This window comes from Streptomyces sp. NPDC046716 (assembly GCF_040645755.1).
In the GTDB taxonomy this organism is placed as follows: Bacteria; Actinomycetota; Actinomycetes; order Streptomycetales; family Streptomycetaceae; genus Streptomyces.
In genome coordinates, this window is the sequence record NZ_JBEYYU010000014.1 from 98,203 (window position 1) to 117,660 (window position 19,458).

The window sequence follows — 19,458 nt, forward strand, 5'->3', positions numbered from 1 at the left end:
GCCGCCGGAGGCACCCGCTGTCCGCGCACCGCCCCCCTCCCGGTCCCGACCGCCTGCCCATACCGGCCCAGGTCACACCGCACGAGGGACTCACCCGGCTCAACGCGCTGCCGCGGCACGCCGCCGAACAGGCCCTGCACACCTGCTGCGCCAGCCACGCCTGGGCGCACCGGCTCGCCGCGCACCGCCCCTACCCGGACCTGGACGCCCTGCTCGCGGCGGCCGACGAGGCGTCGTACGACCTGGCGCCCGTCGACATCGCCGAGGCCCTGGGCCGCGAGAGCCTGCCGCTGCCGCCGGTCGCCGCCGTCTACTCGGCCGCGCACACCGCGCTGGCCGCCGCGCACGCCGCCTACCAGGACCGTTTCGGGCACGCCTTCGTGGTCTGCCTGGACGACACCGCGCCCGACGAGGCCCTCGACCACCTGCTCAGCGCCCTGCGCGACCGGCTCGGCAACGACCGGGAGGAGGAGCGGGTGCTCGCCGCCGACGAACTGCGGCGACTCGCCCGGGGACGCATCGTCCGCCTGGTCCGGAACTTCCCGGAGCTCCTCGACCGCACGGACCGTCCGGATCGCGCGGCCGCCCTGGGCACGAGCCCGGAGGCGGCGGACCGGGAATGCGTCGGCAATAGCCCGTACGTGCCTGTTTGATTGCCTGTTTGATCACACCGAAGGCCCCCGCGCGAGCGAGCCGACAACTCGTCGATACGATGACGAGCGGCCGGTGGACCGTACCCGGCCGGGCCCGACCGACACCGAAGCCGGCGCGGCCCTCAGTCCCCGCTCCCGGAGGGTTCTTCCGTGCCGGCTGGAACGCTGTACCGCGGCCGGGAAGGCATGTGGTCGTGGGTGGCTCATCGAGTCACCGGTGTCCTCATTTTCTTCTTCCTGTTCGTACACGTCCTGGACACCGCTCTCGTCCGCGTCTCCCCCGAGGCGTACGACGATGTTGTCTCCACCTACAAGACGCCGATCGTCGCGCTGCTGGAGTACGGCCTCGTCGCCGCCATCCTCTTCCACGCGCTCAACGGCCTGCGTGTCATCGCCGTCGACTTCTGGTCGAAGGGCCCGCGCTACCAGAAGCAGATGCTCTGGACCGTCGTGGGCATCTGGGTCGTCCTGATGGTCGGGGCCCTGTACCCCGTCCTCGGCCACGCCGTCCGTGAACTCTTCGGGAGCTGAGGCCAGACATGTCCACTGACACCACCTCCGGCGTCGGTCCCGTCGAGGGCGTCTCGCTCTACGACGTCGACAACCCCGCGCCGTACATCGAGGCCCCGCGCAAGCGCACCTCGAAGACCCCGCGCTCGACCCGCGGCAACTTCGAGATGGCCGCCTGGCTGTTCATGCGTCTGTCGGGTGTCGTCCTGGTCGTCCTGGTCCTCGGCCACCTGCTGATCCAGCTCGTGCTCGACGGCGGCGTCTCCAAGATCGGCTTCGCGTTCGTCGCGGGCCGCTGGGCGTCCCCGTTCTGGCAGGGCTGGGACCTGCTGATGCTGTGGCTCGCGATGCTGCACGGCGCCAACGGCCTGCGCACGGTCATCAACGACTACGCAGAGCGCCCCAACACCCGTATGTGGCTGAAGGGCCTGCTGTACGCCGCGACGGTCTTCACCGTCCTGCTGGGCACGCTGGTGATCTTCACCTTCGACCCCAACATCCGTTAAAGCCGAGGCGAGCGAAACCGTGAAGATTCACAAGTACGACACCGTCATCGTCGGCGCCGGCGGCGCGGGCATGCGTGCGGCCATCGAGTCGACGAAGCGCAGCCGCACCGCCGTGCTGACCAAGCTGTACCCCACCCGCTCCCACACGGGCGCCGCGCAGGGCGGCATGGCCGCCGCGCTGGCCAACGTGGAGGAGGACAACTGGGAGTGGCACACCTTCGACACGATCAAGGGCGGCGACTACCTGGTCGACCAGGACGCCGCCGAGATCCTGGCGAAGGAGGCCATCGACTCGGTCCTCGACCTGGAGAAGATGGGCCTGCCGTTCAACCGCACGCCGGACGGCACCATCGACCAGCGCCGCTTCGGCGGTCACTCGCGCAACCACGGTGAGGCGCCGGTCCGCCGGTCCTGCTACGCCGCGGACCGCACGGGCCACATGATCCTTCAGACGCTGTACCAGAACTGCGTGAAGGAGGGCGTGGAGTTCTTCAACGAGTTCTACGTCCTGGACCAGCTGATCGTCGAGGTGGACGGCGTCAAGAAGTCCGCCGGTGTGGTCGCCTACGAGCTGGCCACCGGCGAGATCCACATCTTCCAGGCGAAGGCGGTCATCTACGCCTCCGGCGGCACCGGCAAGTTCTTCAAGGTGACGTCGAACGCGCACACGCTGACCGGCGACGGCCAGGCCGCCTGCTACCGGCGCGGGATCCCGCTGGAGGACATGGAGTTCTTCCAGTTCCACCCGACCGGCATCTGGCGCATGGGCATCCTTCTCACGGAGGGCGCCCGCGGTGAGGGCGGCATCCTCCGCAACAAGGACGGCGAGCGCTTCATGGAGAAGTACGCGCCGGTCATGAAGGACCTCGCCTCGCGAGACGTGGTCTCCAGGTCCATCTACACGGAGATCCGTGAGGGCCGCGGTTGCGGTCCCGAGGGCGACCACGTCTACCTCGACCTCACGCACCTGCCGCCGGAGCAGCTGGACGCCAAGCTCCCGGACATCACCGAGTTCGCGCGCACGTACCTCGGCATCGAGCCCTACACGGACCCGATCCCGATCCAGCCGACCGCGCACTACGCCATGGGCGGCATCCCGACGAACGTCGAGGGTGAGGTCCTCGCGGACAACACCACCGTCGTCCCCGGTCTGTACGCCGCCGGTGAGGTCGCCTGCGTCTCGGTGCACGGCGCCAACCGTCTCGGCACCAACTCGCTGCTCGACATCAACGTCTTCGGGCGTCGTGCGGGCATCGCGGCCGCCGAGTACTCCCACACGGCCGACTTCGTCGAGCTGCCGGAGAACCCGGCGTCGCTGGTGGAGGAGCTGGTCGAGCACCTGCGCGACTCCACGGGCACCGAGCGCGTCGCGGTCCTGCGCAACGAGCTGCAGGAGTGCATGGACGCCAACGTGATGGTGTTCCGCACCGAGCAGACGATCAAGACGGCCGTCGAGAAGATCGCCGAGCTGCGCGAGCGCTACCGCAACGTGTCGATCCAGGACAAGGGCCGGCGGTTCAACACCGACCTGCTCGAGGCCATCGAGCTGGGCAACCTGCTCGACCTGGCCGAGGTCATGGCGACCAGCGCGCTCGCCCGCAAGGAGTCCCGCGGCGGTCACTACCGCGAGGACTTCCCGAACCGCGACGACGTCAACTTCATGCGCCACACCATGGCGTACCGCGAGGTCGGCGACGACGGCACGGAGACGATCCGTCTCGACTACAAGCCGGTCGTCCAGACCCGCTACCAGCCGATGGAGCGTAAGTACTGATGGCTACTCCGACCATGGACAAGCTCGAGGCGCTCGAGGCGGACAACGGCTCGCACCTCATCACGGTCACCTTCCGGATCCGCCGGTTCAACCCGGAGGTCTCGGCGGAGTCGACCTGGGAAGACTTCCAGCTCGACATCGACCCGAAGGAGCGCGTCCTCGACGCCCTCCACAAGATCAAGTGGGACCTGGACGGGTCGCTGACCTTCCGCCGGTCCTGCGCGCACGGCATCTGCGGGTCCGACGCGATGCGCATCAACGGCAAGAACCGCCTTGCCTGCAAGACGCTCATCAAGGACATCAACCCCGAGAAGCCGATCACGGTCGAGGCCATCAAGGGCCTCACCGTGCTGAAGGACCTCGTGGTCGACATGGACCCGTTCTTCCAGGCGTACCGGGACGTCATGCCGTTCCTGGTCACCAAGGGGAACGAGCCGACACGTGAGCGCCTGCAGTCCGCCGAGGACCGCGAGCGGTTCGACGACACCACCAAGTGCATCCTGTGCGCCGCGTGCACGTCGTCCTGCCCGGTGTTCTGGAACGACGGCCAGTACTTCGGTCCGGCCGCCATCGTGAACGCCCACCGCTTCATCTTCGACTCGCGCGACGAGGCCGGTGAGCAGCGTCTTGAGATCCTCAACGACCGTGACGGTGTGTGGCGCTGCCGCACGACCTTCAACTGCACGGACGCCTGCCCGCGTGGCATCGAGGTCACCAAGGCGATCCAGGAAGTGAAGCGCGCGCTGATCACGCGCCGCTACTGACCTTCCGGTCGTACCTGCGAGGCCGTGGGCCCCGCTCCCCCCGTGGGAGCGGGGCCCACGTCTTTTCACCGCCGGGTCGCGCGGCCTATCTGGCTCACGATCGTCGGGTCGGTGATCTTCGTGTCCTCGGCGAGCATGAGCGCCTTGCTGAGGACGACGGCCAGCACCCGGTCGCCCTCGAAGGGGAGATAGCCGGTGTCGGCGCCCGCGCCGCCGGACTTCGGCACGATGCACAGGTACTGGTCGTTGGGTGTCATCAGGATGTTGCCCGAGCCCAGGTGGATCTTGTACGTGTGCAGCTCGCCCTTGACGTGCAGGAAGCGGCCTTCGAGGGTGCAGCGGTCGGCGATCGCGAGGCGCGGCACGAGCCGCTCCAGGAGGGCACGGCGGGTCTCGGCGCTCTGGTTCAGCTCGCCGAAGCCGTACGAGGTCCAGTACTCCCGGAACCGGCCGCCGGGGCCGCCGTCCTGCCACGTCGGGTCGTTGCCGACACTGGCCACGCCGACGAACAGGTCGACGTCGCGCAGCACTTCGGAGAGGACAAGCGGCGGGATCTCGGTGAGCGGCAGCGGTTCGACCGGCTCCGCGCCGTCGCGCAGCCACATCCGGTACTCGCCGCCGCAGCAGTGCGCCGAGTTCTCGGGGGCGTCGATCGGGTAGAAGCGGACCTGGTCGGTGCGCAGCCGCAGATAGCTGCCCGACTCGGTGGTGTCGACGCCGTACTCCTCGCCCTCGCCCTCGATCCAGTACTCGGCGCGCAGGCCCCACTGCGGCAGCTCGCGGGAGGCGGGCGGCGCCTCGTCGTCGACGCAGAGCCGCAGCTTGTTGCGCCAGCCGCGGACCGCCGCGAGGGAGTGGAACTGGTGCTGGCGGACGATGTGCGCCGCGAACCTGTTCGAATACGTGCCCGTGGCGCGCTCGGCGTCGGTGAGCAGGTACACCTCGCGGTGGGCCTGCTTGAACGGCTGGGTGACCGCGTGCCGCTCCAGCCAGTCCCGCCAGGCGACGACCTCGGCGGGGTCGCGGCCGACGGGGTGCCAGAGGGTGACCTCCGTACCGGTGGTGACGGGGTCGTCGGTGAGGGTGCGCAGCTCCCCGTCGGCGAAGCCGACCGGAGTGCCGTCCACGGTCCACAGCAGGCGGCGGGCGAGGGAGCCGACCAGCGGATGGTCGAGGTAGCGCTCGCGCCAGGCGGCGAAGGCCCAGGTGCGGCGGGCGAGGAACTGCCGGTCGAGGCGCTCCACTTGGGCGCTGAGCATCTTGTCGATGTCCTTGACGGCGGCCTTGAGCTCCTTCAGCTCGTCCGCGTGGTCGCGGCGGACGGCGGCGGGGACGGACTTCACGCTCTTGCCGGTGGCGCCGGCCCAGCCGAGGACGGCCTTGGTGCCGCGCACCTCCACCCGGGCCGTGACCTCGCCCAGCCGGACCTCGGCGCGGCCGACCTCGGTGAGCCCGTACGCCGGTACGGCCAGTTCCTCGATCTCCTCGCGGGACAGGCCGAGCGCGCTCGCGCGGGCGTCGAGGGCGGCCTCCAGGAGCTTGACGGTGGCCTTGTAGGTGAGCCGGGTGGCCAGCCGGGCCAGCTCGGCGAGGGCGGCCTCGCCGTCGATCCGTCCCAGCGCGTTGACCCCCGCGTTCGCCACCTTCGGGTTGACCGGGCCGAGGCCCGGGACCTTCTTCAGCGCGGTCTCGACGAGGGCGCCGAGCGCGCGGGCCGTGTCCGGGTGGGCCGGGAGCAGGGCGAGGATCCAGGTGAGGCCGCGCAGAGCGTTGGCGTTGAACGGGTCGAGGACGAGGTTCGCGTCCGGTCCGTAGCGGAAGGTGGTCAGCTCGAAGGTGCGGGGGCGGCCGACGAGCGGGAGCCAGTCGAGCACCGCCGTCCGCACGGCGTCGGCCCCGAGGGGTTTGACGGCGGCGAGCGCTGCCTTGTCCCACTTGGCGGTGGGCCGCGCCGAGGTCGCGGTCGCGGCGTGGGCGAGCAGCGCCTTCCAGGCGGGGTCGTCGGCGGCGTGGGCCAGGGCGCGCTCGGCCCACTGCTCCCCCACGTTCAGCACCGGGTGGGTCAGTTTTCTGGCCAGGGCGGTCATCTCCCGGTCTCCGTAGGCCTCCAGGGCGCAGCGGCGCACGTAGGCCACGAGGGGCGCGGACAGGGGGCGGCCCGCGGCCAGCTCGGCCTCGGCGGCCGCCGCCACGCCGTTCCCGTACGAGACCGCGTCCTCCAGGCCGAAGAGCTCCAGCTCGGCGGTCCGCTCGGCCGCGAGCGGGTCACCGGGCAGGTCCCCGCCGACGGCGGTCAACAGGCGGAGCACCTGCGGCCGGGCGCGCTCGCCGGCGCGCCGCTCCGGGTGCAGCCGGCGCAGCTCCTGTGCCGTGCGGGCCCGCAGGGTGCTGTCGAGCGTCTCCACGAACGCGACGATCCTGTTCCACACGTCCGCGCTGTGCCCCTCTCCGGTCGTCGCCGCCTCCAGGGCCTCCCGCGCCAGCGCGGCGGCGTCCAGCGCTGCCGCGTGGTCCTGTATCCGGCCCAGCCTGATCAGCATCTTCACGGTCAGCCACCCACCAGCGCGACGAGCTTCAGGAACGTGACCTCGGCGCCGAGCGCGAGGTCGATCTCCTCGTCCGGGTCGGTGAACTGACGGTCGCCCACCAGGACCAGGAAGCCGTTCCCCCCGAAGGCGGTCAGGGCGCGGGCCGTCTGGGCCTCGGGGTCGATGCGGCGCGGGGTGCGCAGCGCGTATCCGTTCAGCACGCGCTCCGTGTGCTCGGGCTGGACCAGGCCCTGGAAGACCTGGGCCTCCGATCGCGCGTTGAACTCCGCGACCTCCTGGAAGACCCGGCGCCGGATCAGCTCGCGCACGGTGAGCCGCTCCTCGGCGATCTCCAGGCCGAAGGCGGTGCCCCTGTCCCCTGCTGTCGTCTCGTCGACGAACGTCACTGTCCCCATGTCCAGGACCGTACGGGCCACCACTGACAATCATCCCGCGCCCGCTGCGCGGCTTTTACCCGACTCGACCGCTAATCTGACGGAATGTCACATGACAATCGACTGGATGCTCTCGACGTACTCGGCTTCGACAACGCCCTGTTCCCCGTCGGCGACCTGTCCGAGGCCGTCGCCTTCTACGAGCGCGCCGGGTTCCCCGTGAAGGTGCGGTTCGACGAGGCGGGGATCGCCCTGCTCGAGGTCGGCAAGGAGACCCCGGGGCTGCTGCTGCGCGCCGAGGAGGAGTTCGGGCACCGGCCCCCGGCCTGGCCCGCGGCGCGGCTGTGGCTGGAGGTGCGCGACGCGCGGGCCGCGGGCGAGCTGCTGACCGCGGCCGGGATCGACCTCCTCGACCCGCCCTTCTCCACGTCCACCGGATACGTCGTCGAGTTCGCCGATCCGTGGGGCAACGTCATCGGGTTCACCGACTACCTCAAGCGCCCGGAGCTGGCCCGCGGTTGAGACTCCCGTCACGTCCGGTCCCGTAGGACGACTCTCGCTTGAACGTGTTCAAAAACAGGGCTACATTCATCCCTGTCAGCGTTTTTGAACGCGTTCAAGGAGGGTGGGGCATGGACCTCACAGTCGTCGCGTACGTCGTCTATCTCGTCGTCAGCATCGGGCTGACCGTGTGGGTGGCGCGCACCCTGAGCCGTAACGGCCGGATCTTTCTCTCCGACGTGCTGCACGGCAACGAGAAGCTCGCCGAGGCCGTCAACCACCTGCTGGTGGTCGGCTTCTATCTGGTGAACCTCGGCTTCGTCGCCCTGTATCTGAGCGGCGACGAGACCATCGCCAGCACCCGCGAGGTCTTCGAGGCCCTCTCGACCAAGCTGGGCGTCGTCCTGCTCGTGCTCGGCGTGATGCACCTGGGGAACGTCTACGTCCTCAACAAGATCCGGCGGCGCGGCCTCATGGAGCGCGAGCAGCGGCCGCCGGTCCCGCCGCAGGGGTGGGCCGCTCCGGCGGCCGGGGTGTGAGTGCGGTGGGAGTCATGGGGGAAGCGGACCGGGGCGGCCGGGGGGACGTCCCGGTCCGCCGGCTCACGGTGCTGTACGACGCCGAGTGCCACCTGTGCACCTTCGTACGGAACTGGCTGGTGAAGCAGCGGCAGCTGGTGCCGCTCGATCTGGTCCCGGCCGGGCACGCACGGGCCCGGCGCCTCTTCCCCGACCTCGATCACGCGGCGACGCTCAGCGACATCACCGTGATCGCCGACGGCGGGCAGCTCTACCGGGGCCCGGCCGCCTGGATCGTGTGCATGTGGGCGCTGCGCGCGTACCGGCCCACCGCCCACCGGATGGCGACGCCCGCCGGGATGAAGGTCGCCAAGCAGGTGGTGCTGGGGGCCGCCAGGTACCGGGAGGCCCAGTGGGGGCCGCAGCCGGGCGGCGGGGCGTACCGGCGCTCGGACGGCTGGCGGTACGACCCGAAGGACGGCTGGTTCCTCGAGGCGTACGGGTACGAGGCCCCCGGACCCGGGGAGGAGCCGGCGGCATCGGCGCCGGGCTGCGACAGCGGCTGCCGCACGGCCGATTAGGCTCGGCGGCGTGGCAGCAGAGAAGACCGTGAAGAGCGAGCAGACGCGGGCGCTGATCCTGGAGACCGCGATGCGGCTGTTCCGGGAGCGGGGCTACGACAAGACCACGATGCGGGCGATCGCCCAGGAGGCCGGGGTCTCGGTCGGCAACGCGTACTACTACTTCGCGGGCAAGGAACACCTCATCCAGGGGTTCTACGACCGGATCACCGCCGAGCACCAGGCGGCGGTCCGGTCCGTGCTCGCCGGGGAGACCGATCTGGAGACGCGGCTCGCCGGGGTGCTGCGGACCTGGCTGGAGATCGCGGAGCCGTACCACGAGTTCGCGGCGCAGTTCTTCAAGAACGCCGCCGATCCGGAGTCGCCGCTCAGCCCCTTCTCGCCCGAGTCGGAGCACGCGCGGCAGGCGGCGATCTCCATGCACCGCGAAGTGCTCACCGGTTCGAAGGCGAAGGTGCCGGCCGAACTCGCCGAGATCCTGCCGGAGTTGATGTGGCTCTCCCAGATGGGGCTCGTCCTGTACTGGGTGTTCGACTCCTCGGAGGGCCGCGAGCGCAGTCGGCGTCTCGCCGGTCGGGGGGCGCGGCTGACGACCCGGGGCGTGGCGCTCGCGCGGTTCCGGGTGCTGCGGCCGCTCGTGCTCGAGGTGCACGAGCTCTTCACCGACTTCCTGCCGGGGATGACCCGCCCGAAGACGACGGAGGGTCCGTCCACCCCGTAGACCGACCCCTCTTGCCTTTACTTCAGCTTTGAGCTGTACCTTCGCGGGATGCCCGGCACAGCCTCGTCCCCGCAGCAACCGTCGTCCTCCCGGTTCAGCCGTCGCGCCGCGCTCGGCCTCGGTATCGGGACGGCCGCCGCTCTCGCCCTGCCCGCGCAGCGGGCGTCCGCCGCTCAGGCCGTGGGCGGTGCGCGGCTCGGCGCGTCCGGGGTGCAGCGCGCCTCCGGTGCGCCGAAGCCGCCGGGGCTCAAGGCCCGCGCGTGGCTCGTCGCCGACAACGACAGCGGTGCCGTGCTGGCCTCCTACAACGCGCACAAGGCGCTGGCTCCCGCCTCCACCCTGAAGATGCTGTTCGCGGACACCGTGCTGCCGAAGTTCGACAGCACCGACAAGCACAAGGTGACCGCCGAGGACCTGGCCGGAATCCCGTACGGCTCCAGCCTCGTCGGCATCCAGGCCGGCACCACGTACACCGTCCACCAGCTGTGGCAGGGCGTCTTCCTGCGCTCCGGCAACGACGCCGTGCACGTCCTCGCCCACATGAACGGCGGCGTCGAGCAGACCGTCGCGCAGATGCAGGCCCGCGCGAAGGATCTCGGGGCCGACGACACCCATGTCGTCAGCCCCGACGGCTTCGACCACAAGGGGCAGCTCTCCTCCGCGTACGACCTCACGCTGTTCGCGCGCGCGGGTCTGAAGAACGACGACTTCCGCGGGTACTGCGCCACCCGCGTCGCCGATTTCCCGGCGGGCGGCTCCAAGACGTTCCAGATCCAGAACACCGACCGTCTGCTGACCGGGCAGGGGGTCACCCCGTACCGGGGGCTGATCGGGGTCAAGAACGGCTACACCACGAACGCGGGCAACACCTTCACCGGGGCCGCCACCCGCGACGGGCGCACGCTGCTGGTCACCGTCATGCATCCCGGGGCGGGTGCCGAGGTGTACGAGGAGACGGCGGCGCTGCTCGACTGGGGGTTCGGGGCCGGGGACCGGGCCGGTTCGGTCGGGGAGCTGGTCGTGCCGCTGAGCGAGCGGCCCGCGGAGTCGGCGTCTCCGGTCGCCGGGGCGCCGGCCGCGCGGGGTGGCTCCGGCGGGGGGCGGGAGGGGTGGGAGCTCGGGGGGTCCGCCGCGGTGGCTGCGCTGGCGGGCGGGAGTCTGGTGGCTCTGCGTCGGCGGGGGCGGCCCACCGGGCGCCGGCGCGCCTAGGAATCGGTACCGTTCCGTCGCCGACCGCGGCCACGTCGTGGCTGGTCGCGCAGTTCCCCGCGCCCCTGAAGGCCGCGCTGCGCGCGCCTTCCCCTGAGCGGGCGGAGCTCGCTTCAGGGGTGAGAGGGAGAGGGCAGGGGCCGGGCCCCGCTCCTTCGAGGGGCGGTCAGGAACGGACCAGGGCCCAGACCGTCTTGCCGTGGCGACCCCGATGCCACACCCCCCACGCCTCGGCGAGCGCCTCGACCAGATGCAGACCCCGACCGTTCTCGTCGTCGGCCGGGCACGGAGCCTTCATCTCGGGTTCGGCCGACGACGCGTCGGACACCTCGATGAAGCACGAGCCGTCCGCGAGCACCGTCACCGCGACCTCGAACTCCCGCTCCCGCACCGGCCCGTGCCGCACGGCGTTCGTCGCCAGTTCGGACACGAGCAGAATCGCGGTGTCCAGCGCTTCAGCCGGCCCTGTGTGCCCCCAGACCGCGAGATGATCGCGCACCCGCAGCCGCGCGAGCCCCACCGAGGCCGGGTGCCGGGGCAGTCTGAACGCACTGCGCCGCAACACACGTAGCCACCTCCTCCTCATCTGTCGCCGAAACTGCTTTATCCGTTCACACACATCGTGAACACAGTTGCGACACAGAATGCTGCGGCATGGACACGCTGAGTGCCACCGCAGTAACCGACAGCACGTCGGTATTCGGTCAGCCCGTACGGACGTCAGGCCTGACGGGACGCCAGCTCGACGACCGTGATGTCGGACGGCGCCCCCACCCGCACCGGCGGCCCCCAGGCTCCGGCGCCCCGGCTGACGTAGAGCTGGGTGTCGCCGTAGGACTCCAGGCCCGCGAGGGTCGGATTGGCCGCGTCCGCGACGAAGTTGCCCGGCCAGAGCTGGCCGCCGTGGGTGTGGCCGGAGAGCTGGAGGTCGACGCCGTGCTCGACGGCGTCGTGGATCATCACGGGCTGGTGGGCGAGGAGCACGGCGGCGCGGGAGGTGTCGCGGTCGCCGAGCGCCTTGCCGTAGTCGGGGCCCTCGCCGTAGTTCTCGCCGCTGATGTCGTTGACCCCGGCGAGGTCGAACGCGCCCATCTCCACCCGGGCGTTGGCCAGCGGCCGCATCCCGATCTCGCGGACGTGCGCCACCCACGGGTCGGCGCCGGAGAAGTACTCGTGGTTGCCGGTGACGAAGTACGTGCCGTGGCGGGAGCGCAGGCGGGCCAGCGGCGCGACGGCGGGCGCGAGGTCCTCCACGGTGCCGTCGACCAGGTCGCCGACGACCGCGATCAGATCGGGCTGGGTGCCGTTGACGATGTCGACGACGCGCTCGGCGAAGCCCCGGCCGAGCACCGGGCCGAGGTGCACGTCGCTGACCACCGCGATCCTGAACCCGTGGGCGGAGCGCGGCAGTTTGGCCAGCGGAACGGTGACCCGCTTGACCTTCGGCCCGCGCAGCACCCCGTAGGCACCGTTGCCGACGATCCCCGCGGCGGCGACGGCGGAGGCGATCCCCACGCCCCGAGCAAGAACCAACCGCCGACCGGGCCCCGGCTTCACCTCCGAGCCCAGCTCCGGCTCGGGCTTCGGCTCCGAACTCAGCCCCGGCTCCGGCTCGGGCTTCGGCTTCGTCTCCGAGCCCAGACTCGGCTCCGGTTCCGGCTCCGAGCCCGGGCCCGCCTCCAGTTCCGGGCCCGTCTGCGCGGCATCAGGCCCGGAACGACGCGCGCCCCGGTCGAGAACCCGTCGCAGGACCGGCCGCACGGCCTCCCCCACCAGCAGCGCGAGCAACAGATAGAGGGCGAACGCCATCCACAGGAAACCGGGCCAGGCGAGGGCCCGTTGCAGGGGGAACGGCGCTTCGGCGCGCTCCGCGGCGATCGCCGCGAACATCAGGACCGGGCCCGCCACGAACACCGCGGCACCCAGGCGCCGGGGCCACCCGGGCCCGGCCGTCGTGGCGCGGACCAGGCGCCGGTACGCGTAGTAGTGCAGGCCGGCGAAGACCGCGAGGACGGCGACGGCGGCGAGGACGAAGAGGACGACCATGACCCGCCGCCGCTACGCGTCGTCGCGCAGGGACCGCACGCCACGGAACCCGATCACTCCGACGACCGTCCCCAAGACAAAGGAGACGATCGCGAGGGTCAGGTGCACCCAGAAGTACGCGGTCGGATCCCCGGCGTCGTCGAAGGCGAGGCCGCTGCCGTCCTTCCAGAGATTTTTGGCGAAAGTGACCCAGATGATCCATGACCACACCCCGAAGGCGAGCAGGAACCAGGAGACGGGGCGACTGAGCTTCATGCGTTCAGTATCGCCAGCGCGCCTCCCGCACCGCCGCCGGGGTGGGGCGGGAGAGACACAGGACACCTCGGCGGAGACTTACGGGCCGGGTACCTGTACGTTCTCGTGCGTGCCTGCCACCCATGAGTCGTACGTCACCTCGTACCTGAAGAAGTCCGCGCTCGTCCTGACGGCCTGTGCCCTGACGCTGGCGGGGATCGCCCCCGCCGCGGCTGCCGCCGACAAGAAGGACAAGGACGACAAGCCACCCGCGACCATGTCGGACATCGGCGGCGCCCGGCTGGCGAAGGCGGGCACCCAGGTGGAGCTGGGCGGCGGCGCGCCGGTCCTGCCCAAGGACCTGACGGCGAAGTCCTGGATCGTCAGCGACGCCGAGTCGGGCGAGGTGCTGGCCGCGCACAACGCGCACTGGAAGCTGCCGCCCGCGAGCACCCTGAAGATGCTGTTCGCGGACACGGTCCTGCCCAAGTACCTGAAGACGACGACGCACAAGGTCGTCCCCTCCGACCTGGCGGGGATCGGCGCGGGCTCCAGCCTCGTCGGCATCAAGGAGGGCTTCACGTACACGGTCCACGACCTGTGGCTCGGCGTCTTCCTGAAGTCGGGCAACGACGCGGTGCACGTGCTGTCGGCCATGAACGGCGGCGTCCCGCAGACCGTGAAGGACATGCAGGCCAAGGCCGACGAGTTGCAGGCCCACGACACGCACGTGGTCAGCCCCGACGGCTACGACATGCCGGGCCAGACCTCGTCCGCGTACGACCTGACGCTGTTCGCCCGCTCCGGGCTGCACAGCCCGGACTTCCGCGAGTACGCGGCGACGGCCCGGGCCAAGTTCCCCATGAAGCAGAAGAAGGGGAAGACGACCGAGCGCTTCGAGATCCAGAACACCAACCGGCTGCTCACCGGGGACTACGGCATCTCGCCGTACAAGGGCATCGCGGGCGTCAAGAACGGCAACACCACCAACGCGGGCGCGACCTTCACCGGTGTCGCCCAGCGCGGCGACAAGAAGCTCCTCGTCACCGTCATGAACCCCAGCTCCAAGGAGTCCTTCGCGGTCTACAAGGAGGCCGCGCGGCTGCTCGACTGGGGCTTCGAGGCCGACGGCAAGGTCTCCCCCGTCGGCCATCTCGTGCTGACGAAGACGGCCGCGGCGCCGTCGGGCTCGGCCGCTCCGAAGGGCGAGGCGGGCCCCGCCCGGCCCGACGCGCACGCGGCGGTCACCTCGACGAGCGGCTCCAGCGGCGTCGGGATCGCGCTGGCGATCATTGGTGGGGTGCTGGTGGTACTGGCCGCGGGGGTGTTCGTGGTGCGGAAGAAGTGGCCGGTTCAGAACCGGTCCTGACCCCGGTCGCCGACCAGGCGGCGCAGAACAGCAGCAGTTTCGCCGTGAAGTTGATCCACAGCAGCAGGGCGACCGGCGTGCCGAACGCGCCGTACATGCTCTTCGCGGCGACGCCCTTGATGTAGCCGCCGAGCAGCAGCTTCAGCAGCTCGAACCCGGCGGCGCCGATCAGCGCCGCGGTCACCAGATCGCGGCGCTCGGGCGCCACCCCGGGCAGCAGGGTGAGGATGTAGAGCAGCAGCAGGAAGTCCGCGAGCACGGCGATCAGGAACGCGGCGGCCTGGAGCAGGAAGCCGCCCCAGCCGTTCTTGTCGAGGCCGAGCCCGTCCGCGGTGGCGTCCACGGCGGTGGAGGCGACCGTGGAAGCGACCATCGAGGCGAGCCCCGCTCCCCCGAGCCCCACCAGCACCCCGGCGTCCTTCAGCTTGCGCAGGACCGGGTTCTCCTCCTCGTCCGGCAGCTCCCACACGGCGCGCAGGCACTCCCGCATCGAGCCGACCCAGCCGATGCCGGTGAACAGCAGCAGCGCACCGGCGACGAGACCGACGGTGCCCGCGTTGTCGACCAGCGCCTGGATGTCCAACTGGTCGGAGATCCCCGGCACCTGGTCGCTGAGCTTGTCCTGGAGCTCCTGCTGCTGCGCGGTGGACAGCGTGCTCGCCGCGACCGCCGCGGCCACGGTGAGCAGCGGGAACAGCGCCAGGAAACTGATGAAGGTCATCGCCGCGGCGAGCCGTGCCCAGTGCACCGCGTCGAGCCGCTCGTAGGCACGCCAGGCGTGCGTCAGCATCAGCCGGCTCACCAGGGGGCCGACAACGGGGAGCTTCTTCAGCCAGTCCATGATCCAAGCCTGCCCTTATCGGCCGTTTCCACCGGACTCGTAGGGATCGTGTTCGCACGGAAGACCAGGGTTCGGGTACCCCAGAACCGCAGCACCGTGGCCAGTGCCATGCCGATCCCGGCCCCGGATACGGTGTCCGCCCGCTGCGAGGTCAGCCCGAATCCGTAGTGCGACACGGCGAGGCACAGCAACTGCACCAGCGCGCCCGCCACGTTCACCGCGAAGAAGACCCCGTACTGCCGCAGCCGGGTGACCTGCGGGGCCGCGCCCCGGTACGTACCGAGGGCGTTGCCCGCGTACGCCACCGAGCAGCCGGCCACGAAGGAGAGCGCCTTGGCGGTGAGCGGGTCGAACCCGGCGGGGCCGCGCAGCCACACGAACAGGCCGAGGTCGGCGGCGTACGCGCAGAGCCCCACCCCCGCGAAGGCGGCCAGCTCCGGTCCCAGCGCCCGCAGCCGGCTCACCAGTCGACGACCGCGAGTCCGTACATGGCCAGCCACACCAGGCCGATGACGGCGAGGGCCCGGTCGCGCAGCACGACGTCCTCGGGCTCGCCGGCCGTGCCCCGGTCGGCGAAGACGGCGTAGCGCAGCACGGCGAGGATGAACGCCACCATCGACAGCTGCCGCCAGGGCAGCAGGCTGGTGCGGGCGACGCCGCCCTCCTCCATCGCCCACAGGCAGTAGGCGAGCACGGCGACCCCGGCCGCCAGTTGCCAGACGAAGCGCAGGTATCCGGTCGTGTACTGGTTCAGCAGGGCCCGCGTGGCGCCCTCCTTGCCCGCCATCTGCACGGCCTCGGAGTACCGCTTCGCGGAGACCATGAACAGCGCGCCGAATCCGGTGGTGATCAGGAACCAGCGCGACAGCGGGATGCCGAGCGCGACCCCGCCGATCATCGCCCGCATCAGGAACCCGGTGGTCACCACGGTCAGATCGACGACGAGTACGTGCTTGAGGCTGACGCAGTAGGCGAGTTGCATGCCGACGTACGCGGTGAGCAGCGCCGCGGTCATCGGGTTGCACAGCGCCGCCGCGAGGGTGGGCGCGAGGGCGGCGAGGAGCGCGCCCGCGGCGTAGGCGACGGGTACGGGGACCTGCCCGGCGGCCACCGGGCGGTACCGCTTGACCGGGTGGGCGCGGTCGGCCTCGGCGTCGCGCGCGTCGTTGATGAGGTACACCGCCGCCGAGGCGAGGGTGAACAGGCAGAAGACGAGAGCCACTTGAGTGACCGCGTGCCGGGAGAACAGCTCGCCCGCGGCGGCGGGGGCCGCGACGACGAGGACGTTCTTCACCCACTGCCGGGGCCGTGCGGTGCGCAGCAGCCCCGCGGGCAGTCCGAGCGGGGTGACCCGCTGCCGTACCTCGTGCGGCCGTTCCAGGACCGCCGCGCCCTTGGCGCCTTCCGTCATCGGGGCGCACCCCCGGCCGCCGCCCAGCGCGCCCCGAGCCGCGCGGTCAGCGCTCCCAGGGCCGCGCCCGCCGCCACGTCCGACGGGTAGTGCACGCCGACGACGAGCCGCGAGACGCACATGGCGGCGGCGATCGGCGGCGCCAGGTGCGCGCCCACCGGCCGCACCGCGCCGTAGGCGACGGCCGCGGCGGCCGCGGCGGTGGCGTGCGAGCTGGGGAAGGAGTGCCGGCCCGCCGTGCGCACCAGGGGCTCGATCCCGGCGCCGGCCTCGGGCCGCGGCCTGCGCACCACGCGCTTCACGCCCATGCTGGCCAGGTGCGCGCCCGCGGTCAGCGCCGTGGCGCGCAGCCAGGCCGGGCGGCGTTCCCGGTCGGCGGCGGCGCCCACGAGCCCGGCGGCGAGCCAGAGCGCGCCGTGCTCACCGGCCCAGGACAGCGCCCGCGCGGCCGCCGCCACGCGCCGGTCCGAGCCGCAGTCGCGCAACGCTGACAGCAATCGGCGGTCGATGTCGTCCATGTGGCTCACTGTGGAGGCCGGGCGGCCCGCAGACCGCACCATTTCGGTTGACACCCCCTCAATCACCCATTTCGGTGAGGGAATATGAGATTTGGGGCAAAGTGGCCTTCTCCGGACGATACGGTCGCCTTCATGGCTGCAGCCCCTTCACCCACGGCCCCCACGAGCCCCGGCTACGACACCGTGCCGGTCACCGGCTGGGGCAGGACCGCCCCGACCTCCGCGCATCTGGTGCGCCCCCGCAGCTACGAGGAGACGGTCGCCGCCGTCCGGGAGTGCGCCGTCACCGGGCGGCGCGGCGGCATCGCCCGGGGCCTCGGCCGGGCCTACGGCGACGCGGCGCAGAACGCGGGCGGCGCCGTCCTCGACATGACCGGCCTGGACCGCATCCACGCCATCGACGCCGCCGGCGGCACCGTCCTGTGCGACGCGGGCGTCTCCCTGCACCGGCTGATGGAGGTGCTGCTGCCGCTCGGCTGGTTCGTGCCGGTCACCCCCGGCACCCGCTACGTGACGGTCGGCGGCGCGATCGGCGCCGACATCCACGGCAAGAACCACCACGTCCACGGCTCCTTCTCCCGGCACGTCGAGGCCCTCGAACTGCTCACCGCCGACGGCGAGGTGCGGATCGTGGAGCGCGGCACCGAACTGTTCGACGCCACCGCGGGCGGCATGGGCCTGACCGGCGTCATCCTGACGGCGACGGTCCGGCTCCAGCGCGTCGAGACCTCGCTGATGACCGTCGACACCGAGCGGGCCACCGACCTCGACGACCTGATGGCCCGGCTGGCCGCCACCGACCACCGCTACCGCTACTCCGTCGCCTGGATCGACCTGCTCGCCCGCGGCACCGCCCTGGGCCGCGCCGTCCTCACCCGCGGCGACCACGCCCCGCTGGACGCCCTGCCCGCCCGCGCCCGCCGCGCCCCGCTCGCCTTCCGCCCCGGCCGGCTGCCCGCGCCGCCCGCCTTCGTCCCCGAGGGGCTGCTGGGCCGCACCACGGTCGGCCTCTTCAACGAGCTCTGGTACCGCAAGGCGCCCAGGTCCCGCACCGGCGAGATCCAGAAGCTCGCCACCTTCTTCCACCCCCTCGACGGCGTGCCGCACTGGAACCGGGTCTACGGGCGCGGCGGCTTCGTGCAGTACCAGTTCGTCGTCGGGCACGGGCAGGAGGAGGCCCTGCGCCGGATCGTGCGGCGGGTCTCCGAGCGCCGCTGCCCGTCCTTCCTCGCCGTCCTCAAGCGGTTCGGCGACGGCGACCCGGGCTGGCTGTCCTTCCCGATGCCGGGCTGGACCCTCGCTCTCGACATCCCCGCGAACCTGCCGGGCCTCGGCGCCTTCCTCGACGAACTGGACGAGGAGGTCGCCGCCGCCGACGGCCGCGTCTACCTCGCCAAGGACTCCCGGCTCCGCCCCGAACTGCTCGACGCCATGTACCCCCGGCTCGCCGACTTCCGCTCGCTGCGGGCCCGGCTCGATCCCGCGGGCGTGTTCCGCTCGGACCTGTCGCGCCGCCTCTCCCTCTGACCCCGTAACGGAGTTCGCCTCTCATGAAGGACGCCTTCGGCATCCCCCAGTCCCTGCTCGTCCTCGGCGGCACGTCCGAGATCGGGCTCGCGACCGCCCGCCGTCTGATCACCCGGCGCACCCGCACGGTGTGGCTGGCGGGCCGGCCCTCACCGGCGCTCGACGAAGCCGCGGCCGGGCTGCGCGAGACGGGCGCCGACGTGCGTACCGTCGCCTTCGACGCGCTCGACTCCGAGTCCCATGAGGAGGCGCTCGGCAAGGTGTTCGCCGAGGGCGACATCGACATGGTGCTGATGGCCTTCGGCGTCCTCGGTGACCAGGCCCGCGACGAGGGCGACCCGCTGGCCGCCGTGCGCGTCGCGCAGACCAACTACACCGGCGCCGTCTCGGCCGGTCTGGTGTGCGCGCGGGCGCTCCAGGCGCAGGGGCACGGGTCGCTGGTGGTGCTGTCGTCGGTCGCGGGTGAGCGGGCCCGGCGCTCCAACTTCATCTACGGGTCGAGCAAGGCGGGCCTCGACGCGTTCGCGCAGGGGCTCGGGGACGCGCTGCACGGCACCGGGGTGCATGTCATGGTCGTGCGGCCCGGGTTCGTGCGGTCGAAGATGACGGCCGGGCTGGCCGAGGCGCCGCTCGCCACGACGCCGGACGCCGTTGCCTCCGCCATTGAGCTGGGGCTTCGGCGGCGCTCGGAAACGGTCTGGGTGCCGGGTGCTCTCCGCGTGGTCATGGCGGGCCTCCGCCACGTCCCGCGCCCACTCTTCCGCAGGTTGCCGGTCTAGCCCGGTTCGGGGCTGCCGTCGCCCCGCCGCCGTAGGCTCCCGCCCGCCGCTTCCGCCCCGCCCGGGGCTGCCG

22 protein-coding genes are annotated in these 19,458 nt (G+C 71.6%); 13 read left to right on the forward strand and 9 right to left on the reverse strand.

Features of this window, described 5'->3' with window-relative positions:
* Positions 1-53 precede the first annotated feature (53 nt).
* The 5 genes from ABZ930_RS13620 to ABZ930_RS13640 all read left to right on the forward strand — a co-directional run bounded on the left by ABZ930_RS13620 (position 54) and on the right by ABZ930_RS13640 (position 4,207).
* The gene (locus ABZ930_RS13620) at positions 54-653 is read left to right on the forward strand and encodes a 2-oxo-4-hydroxy-4-carboxy-5-ureidoimidazoline decarboxylase (protein ID WP_361546471.1); all 600 of its coding nucleotides are present in this window, start codon (positions 54-56) and stop codon (positions 651-653) included.
* Between the two features lie 150 nt (positions 654-803).
* Positions 804-1,184, forward strand: a complete 381-nt coding sequence (sdhC, locus tag ABZ930_RS13625; protein ID WP_111663982.1) for a succinate dehydrogenase, cytochrome b556 subunit — start codon at positions 804-806, stop codon at positions 1,182-1,184.
* A gap of 8 nt (positions 1,185-1,192) precedes the next feature.
* The gene (locus ABZ930_RS13630) at positions 1,193-1,669 is read left to right on the forward strand and encodes a succinate dehydrogenase hydrophobic membrane anchor subunit (protein WP_353944332.1); all 477 of its coding nucleotides are present in this window, start codon (positions 1,193-1,195) and stop codon (positions 1,667-1,669) included.
* Between the two features lie 19 nt (positions 1,670-1,688).
* Positions 1,689-3,443 (forward strand): succinate dehydrogenase flavoprotein subunit, encoded by a 1,755-nt coding sequence (sdhA, locus tag ABZ930_RS13635; protein ID WP_361546334.1) that lies wholly within the window; start codon positions 1,689-1,691, stop codon positions 3,441-3,443.
* Positions 3,443-4,207, forward strand: coding sequence for a succinate dehydrogenase iron-sulfur subunit (locus tag ABZ930_RS13640; RefSeq protein ID WP_111663979.1), 765 nt, complete (start codon positions 3,443-3,445; stop codon positions 4,205-4,207). The genes sdhA and ABZ930_RS13640 overlap by 1 nt, the downstream gene beginning before the upstream one ends.
* Before the next feature lie 65 nt (positions 4,208-4,272).
* On the opposite strand, the gene ABZ930_RS13645 is transcribed toward ABZ930_RS13640, so the two are convergent.
* Complete coding sequence (locus ABZ930_RS13645; protein ID WP_361546338.1) at positions 4,273-6,753, reverse strand: DUF4132 domain-containing protein; 2,481 nt, start codon at positions 6,751-6,753, stop codon at positions 4,273-4,275.
* Between the two features lie 2 nt (positions 6,754-6,755).
* Entirely contained in the window at positions 6,756-7,151 is a 396-nt protein-coding gene (locus ABZ930_RS13650; protein WP_361546340.1) for a hypothetical protein, read from the reverse strand.
* Between the two features lie 84 nt (positions 7,152-7,235).
* On the opposite strand from ABZ930_RS13650, the gene ABZ930_RS13655 reads away from it, so the two are divergent.
* The 5 genes from ABZ930_RS13655 (at position 7,236) to ABZ930_RS13675 (ending at position 10,660) form a co-directional block, all read left to right on the forward strand.
* Positions 7,236-7,652: a VOC family protein gene (locus tag ABZ930_RS13655; RefSeq protein ID WP_361546342.1), complete on the forward strand. Its 417-nt coding sequence runs from the start codon at positions 7,236-7,238 to the stop codon at positions 7,650-7,652.
* Positions 7,653-7,762: 110 nt separating this feature from the next.
* Positions 7,763-8,170: a hypothetical protein gene (locus tag ABZ930_RS13660; RefSeq protein ID WP_361546345.1), complete on the forward strand. Its 408-nt coding sequence runs from the start codon at positions 7,763-7,765 to the stop codon at positions 8,168-8,170.
* Between the two features lie 14 nt (positions 8,171-8,184).
* Positions 8,185-8,730 (forward strand): DCC1-like thiol-disulfide oxidoreductase family protein, encoded by a 546-nt coding sequence (locus tag ABZ930_RS13665; protein WP_361546348.1) that lies wholly within the window; start codon positions 8,185-8,187, stop codon positions 8,728-8,730.
* A gap of 10 nt (positions 8,731-8,740) precedes the next feature.
* Complete coding sequence (locus ABZ930_RS13670; protein ID WP_361546351.1) at positions 8,741-9,451, forward strand: TetR family transcriptional regulator; 711 nt, start codon at positions 8,741-8,743, stop codon at positions 9,449-9,451.
* A gap of 48 nt (positions 9,452-9,499) precedes the next feature.
* On the forward strand, positions 9,500-10,660 hold the full coding sequence (locus ABZ930_RS13675; protein WP_361546354.1) for a serine hydrolase: 1,161 nt from the start codon (positions 9,500-9,502) through the stop codon (positions 10,658-10,660).
* Positions 10,661-10,826: 166 nt separating this feature from the next.
* Here ABZ930_RS13675 and ABZ930_RS13680 read toward each other — a convergent pair whose 3' ends face one another.
* The 3 genes from ABZ930_RS13680 to ABZ930_RS13690 form a co-directional block, all read right to left on the reverse strand.
* Positions 10,827-11,225 carry an ATP-binding protein gene (locus tag ABZ930_RS13680; protein ID WP_361546357.1) on the reverse strand — a complete coding sequence of 133 codons (399 nt, stop codon included), beginning with the start codon at positions 11,223-11,225 and terminating at the stop codon, positions 10,827-10,829.
* Between the two features lie 155 nt (positions 11,226-11,380).
* On the reverse strand, positions 11,381-12,706 hold the full coding sequence (locus ABZ930_RS13685; protein ID WP_361546360.1) for a metallophosphoesterase: 1,326 nt from the start codon (positions 12,704-12,706) through the stop codon (positions 11,381-11,383).
* 12 nt (positions 12,707-12,718) lie between these two features.
* Complete coding sequence (locus ABZ930_RS13690) at positions 12,719-12,961, reverse strand: hypothetical protein (RefSeq protein ID WP_361546363.1); 243 nt, start codon at positions 12,959-12,961, stop codon at positions 12,719-12,721.
* Positions 12,962-13,070: 109 nt separating this feature from the next.
* Between ABZ930_RS13690 and ABZ930_RS13695 the strand changes: the two genes are divergently transcribed.
* Positions 13,071-14,309: a D-alanyl-D-alanine carboxypeptidase gene (locus tag ABZ930_RS13695; RefSeq protein WP_361546366.1), complete on the forward strand. Its 1,239-nt coding sequence runs from the start codon at positions 13,071-13,073 to the stop codon at positions 14,307-14,309.
* Here the strand turns inward: ABZ930_RS13695 and ABZ930_RS13700 are convergent.
* From ABZ930_RS13700 to ABZ930_RS13715, 4 genes are read right to left on the reverse strand one after another with little or no spacing between them, the layout of a single operon-like run.
* Positions 14,230-15,150 (reverse strand): YihY/virulence factor BrkB family protein, encoded by a 921-nt coding sequence (locus ABZ930_RS13700; RefSeq protein ID WP_361546369.1) that lies wholly within the window; start codon positions 15,148-15,150, stop codon positions 14,230-14,232. The genes ABZ930_RS13695 and ABZ930_RS13700 overlap by 80 nt on opposite strands.
* Positions 15,138-15,614: a GtrA family protein gene (locus ABZ930_RS13705; protein ID WP_361546372.1), complete on the reverse strand. Its 477-nt coding sequence runs from the start codon at positions 15,612-15,614 to the stop codon at positions 15,138-15,140. The genes ABZ930_RS13700 and ABZ930_RS13705 overlap by 13 nt, the downstream gene beginning before the upstream one ends.
* Entirely contained in the window at positions 15,611-16,561 is a 951-nt protein-coding gene (locus ABZ930_RS13710) for a decaprenyl-phosphate phosphoribosyltransferase (RefSeq protein WP_361546375.1), read from the reverse strand. The genes ABZ930_RS13705 and ABZ930_RS13710 overlap by 4 nt, the downstream gene beginning before the upstream one ends.
* Positions 16,558-17,079, reverse strand: a complete 522-nt coding sequence (locus tag ABZ930_RS13715; protein ID WP_353944318.1) for a phosphatase PAP2 family protein — start codon at positions 17,077-17,079, stop codon at positions 16,558-16,560. Before ABZ930_RS13715 ends, ABZ930_RS13710 begins: the two co-directional genes overlap by 4 nt.
* A gap of 132 nt (positions 17,080-17,211) precedes the next feature.
* On the opposite strand from ABZ930_RS13715, the gene ABZ930_RS13720 reads away from it, so the two are divergent.
* Positions 17,212-18,606 carry an FAD-binding oxidoreductase gene (locus tag ABZ930_RS13720; protein ID WP_361546378.1) on the forward strand — a complete coding sequence of 465 codons (1,395 nt, stop codon included), beginning with the start codon at positions 17,212-17,214 and terminating at the stop codon, positions 18,604-18,606.
* 23 nt (positions 18,607-18,629) lie between these two features.
* A complete protein-coding gene (locus tag ABZ930_RS13725; RefSeq protein ID WP_361546381.1) occupies positions 18,630-19,385 on the forward strand; it encodes a decaprenylphospho-beta-D-erythro-pentofuranosid-2-ulose 2-reductase in 756 nt (251 codons plus the stop codon).
* Positions 19,386-19,458: the final 73 nt, after the last annotated feature.